Genomic DNA, 14,063 nt, shown 5'->3' with positions numbered 1-14,063 from the left:
TTCGGAAACAAGATGGAATCTATCCACTTTGGTGTTTCTGGTAAAGATATTTCTATCCTTGGCCTTCTGGTCAATTGTAGGAGGAGAAATCATGGCGAATCCAAATCCAGTGGAGACAATAGATCAAACTGAATCTACTGATGAAAATTCGAATCCGATTGCACAATCAACAAATCTGAAACATAAAAAAGTGAATACGAAAACCAATTCGAATTTATCTTCCTCTCGACCTTCTAAAAAACGAAACCGAACAGTAACAATTAAACAAAATCTGAATCTGAAACAGAAAAACGGATCTAAACAGATTCAATCACTTCATCCAAATTTGAAAAACCATAAAGGCAATTGGAAACCAATGGATTTGGTTTGGGAAGAAAGTTCTGGAGCCGTGGCACCCGAATATCGGTATGCAAAACAATTCCACCTGTGGACAGACTCTAAAACAATTCTCTTAACTCGAAAAATTGTGAAGAATGGGAATCTTCAGTTAGAAGAAACAAAAGCAATATCTCCAATTCAATATGAAAAATGGATGAATCGTTTTTTAGAAATGGGTATTTCACAATTCCCATATGAAGAGATTCCTGAAGAAAAAATCACTGGGATCAGTTATAATTTTGTAGAATTTCAATTTGGATCCACCAAATCAAAGTTTTATTATCGATTAGAAGAAATTCACCAACCTGACTGGGTGCAAAAAAAGAACATTATAAAGTATATAGAAAGGATGAAACCATGAATCTGAAAATAAAATCATTAATACTCGGAGTTGTATTGTTCTCATTTCATACAACTTTCGCCGAAGAGTTTGACCCAAGTAGTGTCCGTTCCCCTGGTTGTAAACCTGGAACATTTTCTTGTGGTTACATCCCCAGTCCCAAAGAAGTCCAAGATACAATTCCACTCAAACGAGATTTTAATTCGTTTGAAGACTTACCAAGTTCAATTGACTTATCATCCCTAATGCCTCCTGTAGGAAATCAAGGAAGGCAAAATAGTTGTGTTGCATGGGCTACTGGTTATGCGATCAAATCATATCTTTTAAAAAATAAAGGCCAAAGCACTGAGTATGATCCACCTTTTGCTGGTGGAAAAGGAAACTTTGTGTTTTCACCAGCCTTCATTTACAACCAACAAAATGGGGGAGAAGACAAAGGATTATACTATTACAAAACGATGGAATTCTTAAAATCCAATGGTGTTGCGCCATGGAGTAGTATGCCTTACACAGACAAAGATTATTTGTCACAACCAACGCAAGAATCTAAACAAGAAGCTCTCAATTATAAAATAAAATCTTTTTCTCGATTGAATTACAAAAATCCAGACGAAATCAAGCGCGTATTAGCTGGTAAAAATGTTGTAATGGTTGGTATGATCATCGATGATGCATTTTATAAATTGAAAGGTTCAACGGTTTATGATGCGAATAGTGGCCAAAGTTATGGTGGCCATGCCATGACAATTGTGGGATATGATGATAATAAAAAATCAAAATCGGGCAAAAAAGGTGCATTTAAATTACAAAACTCATGGGGAACAAACTGGGGTGATAATGGATTTGGATGGGTATCTTATTCAATGTTAGCCAAAGTTGGACAAGAAACTTACGCCATCATAGATGAACCAGCACCACAGAATACACCTACACCAGTTGTGAGTGTCAATCCCGCTAAAAAACCTATTTTAGCTCCAACTGAAATCAAAGTTTCGAAAGGTGACTTTGATAATAAAATTCTACTGACTTGGAAACACCAAGAATCTGCAGTCGCTTACCTAATTCAAAGAAAGGAAGAATCTGATTTTTACGACTTAGCATATTCAGACAAACCAAGTTTTACCGATTTATCTGTATCACCAATCTCTACTTATGCGTACCGAATTTTAGCAATTGGAGCTGAAGATGTTTCAGTTGCATCATTAGAAGTAGAGGGATTTACATCGTCGGAACCAACACAAGATGGAAATTTGACGCAAGTTGTAGGTCTTAGTGGAGTTGTTTTTTCGAATGGAAATACAACAAGTGTCCAATTGGCTTGGTCAGAAATTGATGGTGTCACAAACTATACAATTGCTAAATCAGATTCAACATTTAAATGGAAAACCATAGGGACAAGTAAATCACCAGACTATGTAGATAATTCTCCTAAATCAGGTGAAGTGAATTATTACCGTGTCAATGCTGTAATCAATTCCAAATCATCGGATTGGAGTGATTCCATTGCCGTTGAAGTAGCAAACCAGTCTTTATTACCAAACCAAGTAAGTAAGTTGTCTGCATCGAACGGAGATTATGCAAACAAAATCCAGTTAAATTGGAAAGCTGCTCCTGGTGCTAAAAATTATTTTTTATTTCGATTTGATGAGAATGCAGAACCTTCAGGTCAATTTGAAGTATCGGGTACTTCTTATACAGATTCAGATACAACCATTCAAAATGGAAGATCATTTCTATATACAGTTATTTCTGCAAATGACTTAGGTTATGCGGAACCTAGTGAAGTTGCATTTGGAAAAACAGACCCTGGATTAACAAAACGTGCTGGTGGTGTGACACTTCCTGCTCCAAAACAATTGATCACAAATCCAGTTGGAAAAGACAAGATGGTTAGTTTGAAGTGGGATTCGGTAAAGGATAGTTTTGAGTATTATATCTATCGAAAACCAATCCAAAATGGCAAACCCGGCAAATTGGAATTTGTTTCAAGTGTGGATTCTAAAAAGACAAGTTTTTCAGAAGTGTTTCCTGGGAAATCTGGAGATCTCTTCTTATACTCAGTGCGATCCAAATCAGAGTTTGGTGCTGAATCCAAAGATTCTAATTTTGTTTCGGTTTTTTGGAATGAACCAAAATCCGTTGTAAAAAAGAGAGCCATGTCTCTAGAGGAATTGCCAAATCAATTTACGGGAAAATGGACTTCTATGTATTGGAATCCAAAATTAGGCCCACAAAACTTGCAGATGGAAATCACTGGTAACGGACAAGATTTTGTCGCAAAATTAAAGTTAAATGATAAGGAAATCAAACAATTTTCTGGATCTTGGACGCCTGGCAGTAAAATGATCAAAACAAAAGGATTTAGTTTAGAACTTTCCAATGTATTGGATGGTAATTCGTTAGTTCAGTTCCAATCCATTAAGGAGATTGAAAATGGAATGGAACTGAGTTTTGAAAAAGAAAATTAATCGAGTTAATTCCCTTCTAAAAAGGGAATTTTAAATTTTGTTTTTAAATGCTTTGTAAATACAGCCAAAGTGCTTTTAGCTCTGTATCTGTTAATTTAGCTAAACTTTGCCAAGGCATTGGAAACTTGATCTCTGATCCATCTGGACGTTTTCCTGTTCGGATGGATTCAATAAAACTAACCTCTGTATAATGAGAAAGTCCTGCTTTCGTAATGTTTTGTGCTGGTGGCCATTCAGGAGGAGCTCCTTGGATAGGACCACCGACTAACTTCATTCCATGGCATCCAGTGCAAGTAGCAGCAACATACTTACCATATTCTAACGATACAGTAGGTTTTAAATTTTCAAGATGATTTGTTTCATGATTGATTTGTTCTGCTGAGACTAATACGGGAATTTCTCCGATGACAAATAAAAATCTGCCAAGTGGTCCTGGTTTGATCTCTCCTTGTTCTTTGTCCACTGGAGCGGAAGATCGAAGATAAGAAATTAATTTCCCTACATCTTCATTTGTCATTCCATGAAAATCAGTGGATGGCATGAAGATGAGTGCACGTCCATTTTTTCCAACACCATGGCGAATGGCGACAGCCAATTCTTCATCTGTTCGATCGTTTAAAATTCCGCCTTTACCAGCTGTTAGGTTTGCACCTGAAATTGTTCCAATTGCGGGGTCATCGATAAAAGTTCTTCCACTTCCATCGACGTCATGGCAATCACCACAACCTCGAGATTGGTAGAGGCGTTTGCCTTCTAGAATGTCTTGGTTGGACACAAATTTAGGAACAGGAGTAGGTTTTACGGAGTATGTTTTTCCCATCTGGTTGTTGCTGATGAGATAAACAGCAGTCACAAAAACGGAAAGGACTAAGATCACCGTTACGAAAAAGATAAGGAGTATTCGAGAAATTTTTTTCATAAGTGGAGGAATTGGATCTTAGTGGGGGAATTGGTCAAGTGGGATTTTGGGGGGAAGTTGCGAATCTGGTCTCCCCGCCCTGATCAATGGGTGGGGTTATCCACCCGCCACCCATTGACGCCAACCTACCATCAAAACCTTTTTGATGCCAGTTTTCTACACATCGCCAAAAAAAATAACTAACAAAAGTTCATGTTAGGAGTTCGCTGTGGTCGTGTTTTAGGTTGGGGTATTGTCAGCGACAGTGAGGTGGTTGTATTTGTCTGGTTGGTCTGTCTTTAAGTAATATTCTAAAATGGTTTCTACATCAGCTTCTGATTTCATGTTAAACCACTTGCCTTCAGGGTACGATACTTGGATCGGTCCAAGTTCACAACGATCGAGACATCCCGATTTTTGAACCCGGAACTTATATTCTATTCCTGCTTTCGCCGCTTTTTGTTTTAATAATTTGAGAAGTTCAATAGAACCCTGGTTTCCACAAGACACCCGTTCGCCGGGTGCCCTTTGGTTTTCGCAAACAAAGATATGTTTTTCGTAAAACATAATTGATTTAGTCCTTATGAAACGACGTAGTTTTCCATCGGGATACAGGAACAAACTAAGTTCCGATCTCCGTACACATTGTCCACACGTCCTACACTTGGCCAAAATTTCCGTGAACGAAGCCATGGAAGCGGATATGCCGCACGTTCCCTTGGATACGTATGATTCCAAGCATCACTGATGACCATGTCTGCTGTGTGAGGAGAATTCTTCAGTGGGTTATCTTCTTTGGAAAGAACACCTGACTCAATGTCTTTGATTTCCTGTGCAATCGATAACATGGAATCAATGAATCGATCCAACTCTTCTTTAGATTCTGACTCAGTTGGTTCTACCATGAGAGTTCCTGGAACAGGGAATGACATGGTTGGAGAGTGGAATCCGTAGTCTATCAAACGTTTTGCGATATCTTCTACTTCTATTCCACTTGTTTTTTTGAAGCCGCGCATATCCAAAATACACTCATGAGCTACAAGTCCTTTGTTTCCTCGGTACAATACTGGGAAGGCAGATTCTAATTTTTTGGCAATGTAGTTGGCATTGAGGATTGCAATTTTTGTAGCATATCGTAGGCCTTCAAAACCCAACATCGCAATGTACGCCCAAGAGATCACAATGATAGATGCTGATCCCCAAGGTGCTGCAGATACCGCCCACTGGCTGTTATTCGATCCATTTTCGACAAGACTATGCCCTGGTAAAAAAGGAGCTAAGTGTTCAGCAACACCAATCGGACCAACTCCCGGACCACCACCACCGTGTGGGATACAGAATGTTTTGTGTAAGTTCAAATGGCAAACATCAGCACCAATATCACCAGGTCTTGTTAATCCCACCTGTGCGTTCATGTTGGCACCATCCATATAGACTTGACCACCATTGTCGTGGATGGTTTGGCAAATTTCTTTGATGGAAGCTTCGAATACGCCATGTGTGGAAGGATAGGTAACCATAAGGGCACCTAACTTGTCTTTGTATTCAATTGCTTTTTTCTTTAAGTCTTCTACATCAATGTTTCCATTTAGATCACAATTGACAGGAACCACTTTGAATCCTGCCATCACTGCAGAGGCAGGGTTTGTACCGTGAGCAGAGATTGGGATAAGACAGATGTCTCTGTGCATATCATTGCGGCTTTGGTGGAAGTTACGAATGGCAAGTAAACCAGCGTATTCTCCTTGCGAACCAGCGTTTGGTTGGAGTGAAACTTCGGCAAATCCTGTGATTTCACATAACCATTTTTCCAATTGGCTAAAAAGAGTACGGTATCCTTCTGTTTGGTTTTCGGGAACAAAGGGATGGATGTTCGAAAGTTCTGGCCAAGTGACTGGATACATCTCTGTTGATGCATTGAGTTTCATCGTACAAGAACCTAATGCGATCATGGATGTGGTTAAGGATAAATCTTTTGCGTCCAGTCTGCGAATGTAACGTAACATCTCTGTTTCCGTATGGAAACTATTAAAAACTGGATGAGTTAAGTAAGACGATTTTCTTTCAAGCAGTTCTGGAATTTTCCATTCTTCTTTTGAAGTTAGGTCTTCTAATGGAAAATGAAGGGCTTTGTTTTCGTTAAAGACTTCAAGTAAATCTTTGATGTCCTTAATGTTTGTTGTTTCATCTAAAGAAATGCTTATGACGTGACCAGAAACTTGTCGAATGTTGATTTCTCTTTCTTCTGCATAGTGGATAATTTCTGCTGATGAGATTTTAGAAAGTTCTACTCGAATGGTATCAAAGTAAGGTTGTGAGATGATTTTGTATCCTAACTTTTCAAGTCCAGTTGCGAGAATGGTTGTCATTCTATGAACACGAGAGGCAATTTGTTTTAAACCTTTTGGACCATGGTATACTGCATACATGGATGAGAGCACTGCCAGTAATACTTGTGCTGTACAAATGTTAGATGTTGCTTTGTCTCGGCGAATGTGTTGTTCCCGTGTTTGTAAACTGAGACGGTATCCTGGTTTCCCTTGTGAATCTTTGGAAACACCGATGAGGCGGCCTGGCATATTTCGTTTGTATTCTTCTTTCGTAGCAAAGTAACCAGCATGAGGACCACCAAAACCAAGTGGCAATCCAAAACGTTGTGTGGTTCCCACAACAACGTCTGCATTCATTTCGCCTGGTGATTTTAAGATGGTGAGTGCAAGTAGATCAGCCGCCACAACCGTTTTGGCACCTACTTTGTGTAGGCTTTCAATGAATTCACTAAAATCATAAATGGTTCCATCAGTAGATGGGTATTGGACAATCGCTCCAAAAAAATCATTGGAAGGAACCATCTTTTTAAACGAACCAACAACAATGTTGATTCCAAGTGGAATGGCACGAGTGCGGATCACATCTAAGGTTTGTGGGTGAACGGATTGCGAAACGAAGAAAGATTTTCCTTGGCTGTCTTCTTTTAAAGAATACAACATATTCATTGCTTCTGCAGCAGCTGTTCCTTCATCAAGGAGGGATGCATTGGCAATTTCCATACCTGTTAAATCTGTGATCATCGTTTGGAAGTTGATGAGTGCTTCCATCCTTCCTTGCGCAATCTCTGCTTGGTACGGAGTGTACGCTGTATACCAACCTGGATTTTCTAAAATGTTTCTTTGGATCACAGGTGGAGTGATACAAGAATAGTATCCAAGTCCCAAATAGGATCTGTAGATTTTGTTTTTCGAAACAATCTTCTTTAAATCTTTCTGGAGGGCATATTCACCAATTGGTTTTGGTAAATCGAGTTCCTTGCGTAACCGAATGTTTTCGGGTACGGCATCACTAATCAGATCATCCAATTCCTTATAACCAATGGTTGAAAGCATTTCAGAAACAGTTTCTTCTGTCACACCAACATGACGCCGTAAGAATGTGTCACTTGGTTCTAATGTTTCTTCGTAAGGGGAATGGATGGGCGATGAAGGTTTTACGGAACTCACTTGAAAATAACTCCTATTAATCCAGTTTGGAAACGTATTCTTTGTATTGAGCAGCGGAGAGTAGGCCTCCTAGCTCTGATGTTTGGATGTTTTTTAATTTTACCATCCAAGTATCAAAAGGTTCAGCATTCACAGATTGTGGATTGGAACCAAGAGACGCATTGGTTTCCACTACCTCTCCCGAGATAGGGGAATATAAATCTTCTGCTGCTTTTACAGACTCAATCGTTCCTAAACTATCTTTTGCTTTGATTTGTTTTCCAGGTTTTGGAAGGTCGATGAAAACAATGTCACCTAATGCGTTTTGTGCGAAGTCAGTGATTCCAACAAGAGCCACATCTCCCTCTACTTTTACCCATTCATGTTTTTCAGTATAATAATAACCGTCTTTTGCTTGTGTGTCTGCCATGGTTTTTTTCCTTACATCTTTGGTTTAGCGATTGTTTCGGACACTGCCTTGGATGAAGGCACCAGTCTCTACTTTAGCCAATTTCTTCTGCCCACGAATCTCCACAAATACTTCCGTTTGGTTTTTTGTGAATTCGGTCTGAAGATAGGCAAGTCCTAGGGATTCCTTCCGGCTTGGGGAGTGGGTTCCTGAGGTTGATTTGCCAATTTCTTTCCCGTCTCCGGAAAAAATGGGAAAATTTTCGCGTAAAACGCCTGGTTCCATCAATCGGATCCCCACAACTTTTGCTTTTGGACCATTTTTTTTATCTGCGATGATACGTTCATACCCTAGGTAAGGTTTTGATTTTTCTTTTACGATGAAATTGATTCCAGATTCTACTGGAGTCCATTCTGCGTTCAATTCATGTCCATACAATGGATACTTTGCTTCTAAACGGAGTGTATCACGTGCACCAAGACCAACGGGAACAAGTCCCAAGTTTTTTCCTGATTCTAATAATTCTTTCCAAAGAGTGACACCCAATTGGTTAGATGTATAGATTTCAAATCCATCTTCTCCCGTATAACCGGTGCGAGACACGATGATTGTCTCTCCTTTCCAATTCATTTCTGTAAAATGATAATAAAGGATGGAAGATAAATCTTTTCCTAAGTAGTTTGCAAAAATTTCATCTGCTTTTGGGCCTTGTAATGCAATTTGGTGCCAATTTTTACTATCATCAACTACAGTTACGTTCCCTTTTACATATTTAAGTAAATGTTTGGTAACGGCTTCATAATTGGATGCATTGGAACAAATCATATATTTTGAATCATTGAATTTATAAACAGTGATATCATCAACAAGCCCACCATTCTCATTCACAACTGCATTGTATTGCACTTGGCCATCTCTCATGGAAGAAATGAGATTACAGGTGACCGATTCTAAAAATTCCAAAACATCTTTGGCATCTCCGGTGACAAAAATTTCACCCATATGGGACACATCAAAGAGACCTGCGTTCGATCTAGTTGTTAGATGTTCTTGGATGATTCCTGTATACTGAACAGGCATGTCCCATCCGCCAAAAGGAACCATCTTGGCTCCCATTTCTTTGTGAATTGAATGTAAGGGTGTTTGTTTTAGTTCCACGGTATTCTCTTATGTAGACTCTTATACCATAGAAAAATGGTTTCATGGTACTGGAATTGAATTTTTTTTAACTCATTATGCAAAGAGAAGCCTACCGCATCGAAAAAACTGGATCCATCCGCAACTTACAAAGAAAAAAAGAACTCTTACCTCCTCCAGAAGGAGATGAAGTCACAATCGAAGTGAAAGCGATTGGACTAAACTTTGCAGATGTTTTTTCAGTTTATGGTTTGTACTCAGCAACTCCAAAAGAAAGTTTTGTTCCTGGATTAGAATTTTCAGGAAAAATCATCAAAATAGGCCCAAATGTTAAGGATTTTGAGGTTGGTGACCTTGTTTTTGGTGTGACTCGCTTTGGTGCATATACAACTCATCTCAACATTTCAGAAAAAACAATTTTTGCACTTCCAAAGGATTGGAGTATGCAAGATGGAGCATCATTTGCAGTGCAAGCACTCACTGCATACTATGCACTTGTTCCACTCGCACAAGTAAAAGAAAGAGATCATGTATTAGTTCATAGTGCTGCAGGTGGTGTTGGTATCATGGCAGGTCATATCATTCAGAAAAAAAAAGCAATTGCGATTGGACTTGTAGGTGATTCTCGTAAGTTTTCGATCCTAAAAGAGGTTGGTTATGAAAAATTTCTTGTTCGATCTCCTCATTTTAAAGATGAAATGAAAAAAATTCTAGATGGAGCACCATTAAAAATCGTTTTAGAATGTTTAGGTGGTCGTTATTTTCAGGACAGTTATGATCTTTTAGCACCAATGGGAAGACTTGTAACGTATGGAAGTGCAAACTTCACACCTTCAAAATCATTCATCAATTGGTTTTCAATCGTGTCTTCATACCTCACAAGACCAAAAATTGATCCATTATCAATGATTTCAGACAATAAATCGGTCATGGGATTCAATTTAATATGGTTGTGGAATGAAATTGATGATCTACGAAAACATTTTTCGGATTTAATGATGCATTCTTTACCAAAACAAACGATTGGGCATGAGTTTACGTTCGATTCTTTGCATGATGCACTCCGTACAATGCAATCAGGTCAAACAATTGGTAAGATTATTATCAATGTTCCGTAGAATGAGTATTAGCCTGTTTTTTTATTTTGAATAAAAATTCATGCAAAAAATAAAATTTCTTTACATTTAAAATGATATGATTTAATTATGTCGTATCAATTCACTCTCTGTTTGCCAAGGACAGCCGTGTTTTGAAATCAAAAGATAAGGACGATCACAATGGTTGCTAAAAAGAAAGCCGCAAAAAAGAAAGCCGCTAAGAAAAAAGCTGCAAAGAAAAAATCTAAGAAATAACTTAGATTCGATTCTTCCTTCGAAACTATCGAAGTAAGATTGTGTGAACCCGCAAAACCTGCGGGTTTTTTCATTTATAAGGGTATCAACGGGAAAAATTTACGCAATTGCCCTTGTAAAACCCCTTCTCGACATTAAAAAACCTGATTTTTTCTCTGAATTTGATCTTTCAATGCCAATGAATTGAAAATGATCCTTCTTATTAATCGAATCAAAGAGTGCTTTCATGAGTGATTCAATGTTAGGATGGATCACATTCTTATAACTTTTTCTCGAATGATCCTTTCCCCATATTTCTAAATGGTCATTGTCTGGCATTTTAAGGATGAGAGAAGGCAAATCATAACGTTTGATGAGCACATTGCAGACTTCTTCGAATCCATACTCAGTGATGGAGCTAAAATCAAAAAAAACAAGTAAGTAGAGGATGTTGGTTGGTTCTAATCTGCCATTTTCATCTGAAATTTTTTGGATTCCATCTAAAACTACGTAACGAAGATTCTTTGATTGGATCCATAATTTTTGGTCTTCGTGGCGTTTTAGATTCACTTCTTCCGAAAACCGTTTCTGGAATACGGTAGAGAGGAAAAATCCTGCGGAATCTTGTCTTTCTTCGAGGATTCTTTCTAAAGAAAAGGGTTCAAACTCTAAATTGAAATACTTTGTATACGTCTCTGCCATATCATATTGAGTAACGGACAGATTTTAGAGTTTGATTCGGATTTTTTTTAAAAATTAGAACTAGAATTCTAACATTCGCCTTTCGGAATCATGAAAAAAAGTATAACCTTCTTTTTTCCAAGTCTCCCAAAACTTTTGTGACCCTTCTCTCATAAAACAAATTCGTTCTTCAGTTGATATTGGAGTTAAAAAAAGAAAGTTTGCACGTTTTCCATTCTCAGTGATGAGTCCGTTCAGTTTTGGCAACAATTCATTCGAACCTTGGTCGAGTTCATCTGTGATGTTTCTAAACACAAACCAATTGAAATCCAAATACAATTGATCAGGATCTTTGCGTGGATTTTGAATCGTATGCGAGTGACCAAACCAAATGCCTGTATTCCAAGGAAACTTCACCATCTCACCTAAAACATGTTGGATCCATGTTTCTGATTTATCTGGAGAATCTTTTAAGAGTTGGATGGCAAATACAAGTTCTATACGTGAAAAGTTTTCATAGTCTTTGTGATAGAGTTCAATACTTGGTTGGTTTTGAACACTCATCCCAATCGTTGAAAAAATTTTAATCCCTGGAAATTCTTTGGGTAAAAAGGAAGCAATTCCAAGTGATGGATACTTTCCGCCATCTGCAGACCAATAGGTCTCGTGTTTTCCAAGTTTAGATTCCAAAAACTCCAATCTTAGTTTTTGTGCTTTTTTCCAATGGTCTTTCTCAGCAACAGATTCCCAGTATTTACGATTCCCTTTTACACGTTCTGCAATCACACCATTGTTCGGATCACCGAGTGGAGACGCTGTGGGTGCTTCTTCTTTCGCAAACTTCGAATAACCATGAATGCCTTTAATTCCAGACCAAGAGGGAAGGAACGCTTGTAATTCCTCATCAACAAATAAGGCAACTGCATCACCTTCTTCTGACCAAATAAAATGGATTTGGTCTTCCGATAAAGTAGACTGCGCTTTGGGATCGGTGATTTCTGATTGTGTTAATACTGGAGCAAGTCCCAAATCAAAATCTTCTTCCTTTCTCGCATCAGGTGCATCGATTAAGTTACGAACCCAAAGTGTTTTCATCGGCCACTCTGGATTGTTATGTGATTGTAAGTATAAATAAATGGTTCTTCCATCATCTTCTAGGAAGGCAGTAAAAGAACCGTAAGGATTTGCTTCTTGGTATAAAACTTTTGGGGTGATGGGATTCATTAAAATTTGTGTGGAACCACTTTCTCTTTAAATTTTGCGAGTAGTTTGGAAATGGTTTCATCCATTCCACTTTCAAAGTAAATATCAGGATAATACCCAGAAGCATTCTTAAGCCCAATGAGTTCCGGTTCGTTCCATTGGCGGTATCCTTTTAAAGAGTTCCAAACCTCTTCGGAAGGTATGGTGTTTTCTTTTTTGGCATCGATGAAAGCTTGTATTGTTCGCGTAGGGGTCATACTATCGTATAGATTCTAATGGATCGAAGGGAATCCAACTAAAATTTTCCACAAAAAGGAATGAAATTTAAGTGATTTCTAGTATGTTGTTCAAGGGCAATCTCAAACTCATTTTCCATATTCTGAAAAAACCTTAGGCAAATGAATTTATTCCAACAAAATCCAACAACCAATCTTCTGCCTTTTGACGGAACTTTGTTGTACATCCCAGATTTTTTAGATTCAGAAACGAGCCAAAATTATTTTGAGACCTTTCAAAATTCGATCGAGTGGAAACAAGATGAATCGATCCTATATGGCAAACACATCATCACGAAAAGGAGTGTTGCTTGGTATGCGGAAAATGGATTTTCGTATCGGTATTCGGGAACAACCAAAACAGCCATCCCTTGGACAAAAGAACTTCTCAGTTTAAAAGAACGAGTCGAAACAAAAACAAATGAAACATTCAATTCTTGCCTCTTAAATTTATACCATGATGGAAGAGAAGGAATGGCGTGGCATAGTGATGATGAAACTTCTCTCAAACAAAATTCAACGATTGCTTCTGTGAGTTTGGGGATTGAACGTATTTTTAGATTCAAACATAAGAAAAAAAATACTCTTGTGGAATTGAGATTGGAACCAGGAAGTTTACTGCTAATGAAAGATGAAATCCAACGCCATTGGCTTCATTCTTTACCAAAAACTCTCAAAATCAAACGGCCTAGGATCAATTTAACCTTTCGCCAATTTGGGAATATTTAAGAGTTTAAATATCCTTGTTTGGATAATAATTCTTTGTAATCATCATCCGATTTCAGATTCCATTGGAGTAATGTTTTGAAAGGATCTCCACTCAATCCTAAAGATTCACAAAAAGCTTGTTCTGTTTTTTTACCACTTTCTTTTAAGTGAAGAATATTTTCGCGAAATGATTGGTTTGCAAAATTTAAAAATCTATTTTCAACCATCATATGAATCCATGCATATTGTTCGGTTGGTTCAATTGATTGTGCAAATATTTCGTAATTAAATTGAGGGGTGGAGAATCGACAAATTAATGTTACCCGAAGGGAGATTGTTTTTTCGGAAAAGGAATAATTGGGCAAATTTCGAAACTTTGCATAACAGATTTTTTGTAAATGAGAAGGAACATTGAATTTCGCCAAAATATCAACATCACTGGTCTTGGTATCAATTCCGATGGGGATTGTTCCAGCAAGTGTAGGTTTAAAACCAATTAAGTTTTTTAGAATTTTCCATTTCTCTAAATCCTCCCACAACTCCTGTTGTCTGGGATTTCCCATCCGCAAGTAGTCAGGTAACAAAAACGGATTGGTTTCTAACGATTGCATATTATGTCTCATGTGTCCGGTACCGGCCCCCACCCTAATTGGGTGGTGGAGGTGGGCTTGTGGGTGAAATTTCCTGCCCGAACTCCTACCATAAAATCTAACGCTTGTCTCTTGGGAATTCAAACTTACCTAAAATTTTCAAGAAAAC

Annotated in this window: 13 protein-coding genes; 4 read left to right on the top strand and 9 right to left on the bottom strand. The window is 38.1% G+C overall.

Annotation, left to right across the window (positions count from 1 at the left end):
- Positions 1-91 precede the first annotated feature (91 nt).
- Positions 92-739 (top strand): hypothetical protein, encoded by a 648-nt coding sequence (locus ND812_RS01625; RefSeq protein WP_265373982.1) that lies wholly within the window; start codon positions 92-94, stop codon positions 737-739.
- Complete coding sequence (locus ND812_RS01620) at positions 736-3,186, top strand: C1 family peptidase (RefSeq protein WP_265373981.1); 2,451 nt, start codon at positions 736-738, stop codon at positions 3,184-3,186. The genes ND812_RS01625 and ND812_RS01620 overlap by 4 nt, the downstream gene beginning before the upstream one ends.
- Before the next feature lie 43 nt (positions 3,187-3,229).
- On the opposite strand, the gene ND812_RS01615 is transcribed toward ND812_RS01620, so the two are convergent.
- The 5 genes from ND812_RS01615 to gcvT form a co-directional block, all read right to left on the bottom strand.
- Positions 3,230-4,006 (bottom strand): c-type cytochrome, encoded by a 777-nt coding sequence (locus ND812_RS01615; RefSeq protein WP_265375888.1) that lies wholly within the window; start codon positions 4,004-4,006, stop codon positions 3,230-3,232.
- 318 nt (positions 4,007-4,324) lie between these two features.
- Positions 4,325-4,651, bottom strand: coding sequence for a (2Fe-2S) ferredoxin domain-containing protein (locus ND812_RS01610; RefSeq protein WP_265373980.1), 327 nt, complete (start codon positions 4,649-4,651; stop codon positions 4,325-4,327).
- Between the two features lie 14 nt (positions 4,652-4,665).
- Positions 4,666-7,581: an aminomethyl-transferring glycine dehydrogenase gene (gene gcvP / locus ND812_RS01605; RefSeq protein ID WP_265373979.1), complete on the bottom strand. Its 2,916-nt coding sequence runs from the start codon at positions 7,579-7,581 to the stop codon at positions 4,666-4,668.
- A 16-nt stretch (positions 7,582-7,597) separates the two neighbouring features.
- Positions 7,598-7,990, bottom strand: coding sequence for a glycine cleavage system protein GcvH (gcvH, locus tag ND812_RS01600; protein WP_135619853.1), 393 nt, complete (start codon positions 7,988-7,990; stop codon positions 7,598-7,600).
- Positions 7,991-8,014: 24 nt separating this feature from the next.
- Positions 8,015-9,127, bottom strand: a complete 1,113-nt coding sequence (gcvT, locus tag ND812_RS01595; RefSeq protein WP_265373978.1) for a glycine cleavage system aminomethyltransferase GcvT — start codon at positions 9,125-9,127, stop codon at positions 8,015-8,017.
- Between the two features lie 77 nt (positions 9,128-9,204).
- Here gcvT and ND812_RS01590 point away from each other — a divergent pair, with 77 nt between their 5' ends.
- Positions 9,205-10,224 (top strand): synaptic vesicle VAT-1 family membrane protein, encoded by a 1,020-nt coding sequence (locus ND812_RS01590; RefSeq protein WP_265373977.1) that lies wholly within the window; start codon positions 9,205-9,207, stop codon positions 10,222-10,224.
- Between the two features lie 333 nt (positions 10,225-10,557).
- Here ND812_RS01590 and ND812_RS01585 read toward each other — a convergent pair whose 3' ends face one another.
- The 3 genes from ND812_RS01585 to ND812_RS01575 are packed head-to-tail and all read right to left on the bottom strand — an operon-like array spanning position 10,558 to position 12,578.
- Positions 10,558-11,139 (bottom strand): hypothetical protein, encoded by a 582-nt coding sequence (locus tag ND812_RS01585; RefSeq protein ID WP_265373976.1) that lies wholly within the window; start codon positions 11,137-11,139, stop codon positions 10,558-10,560.
- Positions 11,140-11,199: 60 nt separating this feature from the next.
- On the bottom strand, positions 11,200-12,342 hold the full coding sequence (locus ND812_RS01580; protein WP_265373975.1) for a suppressor of fused domain protein: 1,143 nt from the start codon (positions 12,340-12,342) through the stop codon (positions 11,200-11,202).
- A complete protein-coding gene (locus tag ND812_RS01575; protein WP_265373974.1) occupies positions 12,342-12,578 on the bottom strand; it encodes a hypothetical protein in 237 nt (78 codons plus the stop codon). The genes ND812_RS01580 and ND812_RS01575 overlap by 1 nt, the downstream gene beginning before the upstream one ends.
- A 141-nt stretch (positions 12,579-12,719) precedes the next feature.
- Between ND812_RS01575 and ND812_RS01570 the strand changes: the two genes are divergently transcribed.
- Positions 12,720-13,325, top strand: coding sequence for an alpha-ketoglutarate-dependent dioxygenase AlkB family protein (locus ND812_RS01570; protein WP_265373973.1), 606 nt, complete (start codon positions 12,720-12,722; stop codon positions 13,323-13,325).
- On the opposite strand, the gene ND812_RS01565 is transcribed toward ND812_RS01570, so the two are convergent.
- Entirely contained in the window at positions 13,322-13,915 is a 594-nt protein-coding gene (locus tag ND812_RS01565) for a DUF4269 domain-containing protein (protein ID WP_322113669.1), read from the bottom strand. The genes ND812_RS01570 and ND812_RS01565 overlap by 4 nt on opposite strands.
- Positions 13,916-14,063 lie beyond the last annotated feature (148 nt).

Origin of the sequence: Leptospira limi, from assembly GCF_026151395.1 — a bacterium.
In the GTDB taxonomy this organism is placed as follows: domain Bacteria; phylum Spirochaetota; class Leptospiria; order Leptospirales; family Leptospiraceae; genus Leptospira_A; species Leptospira_A limi.
The sequence above is the reverse complement of the archived record's forward strand: the minus strand, read 5'-3'. Positions and strand labels throughout refer to the sequence as shown.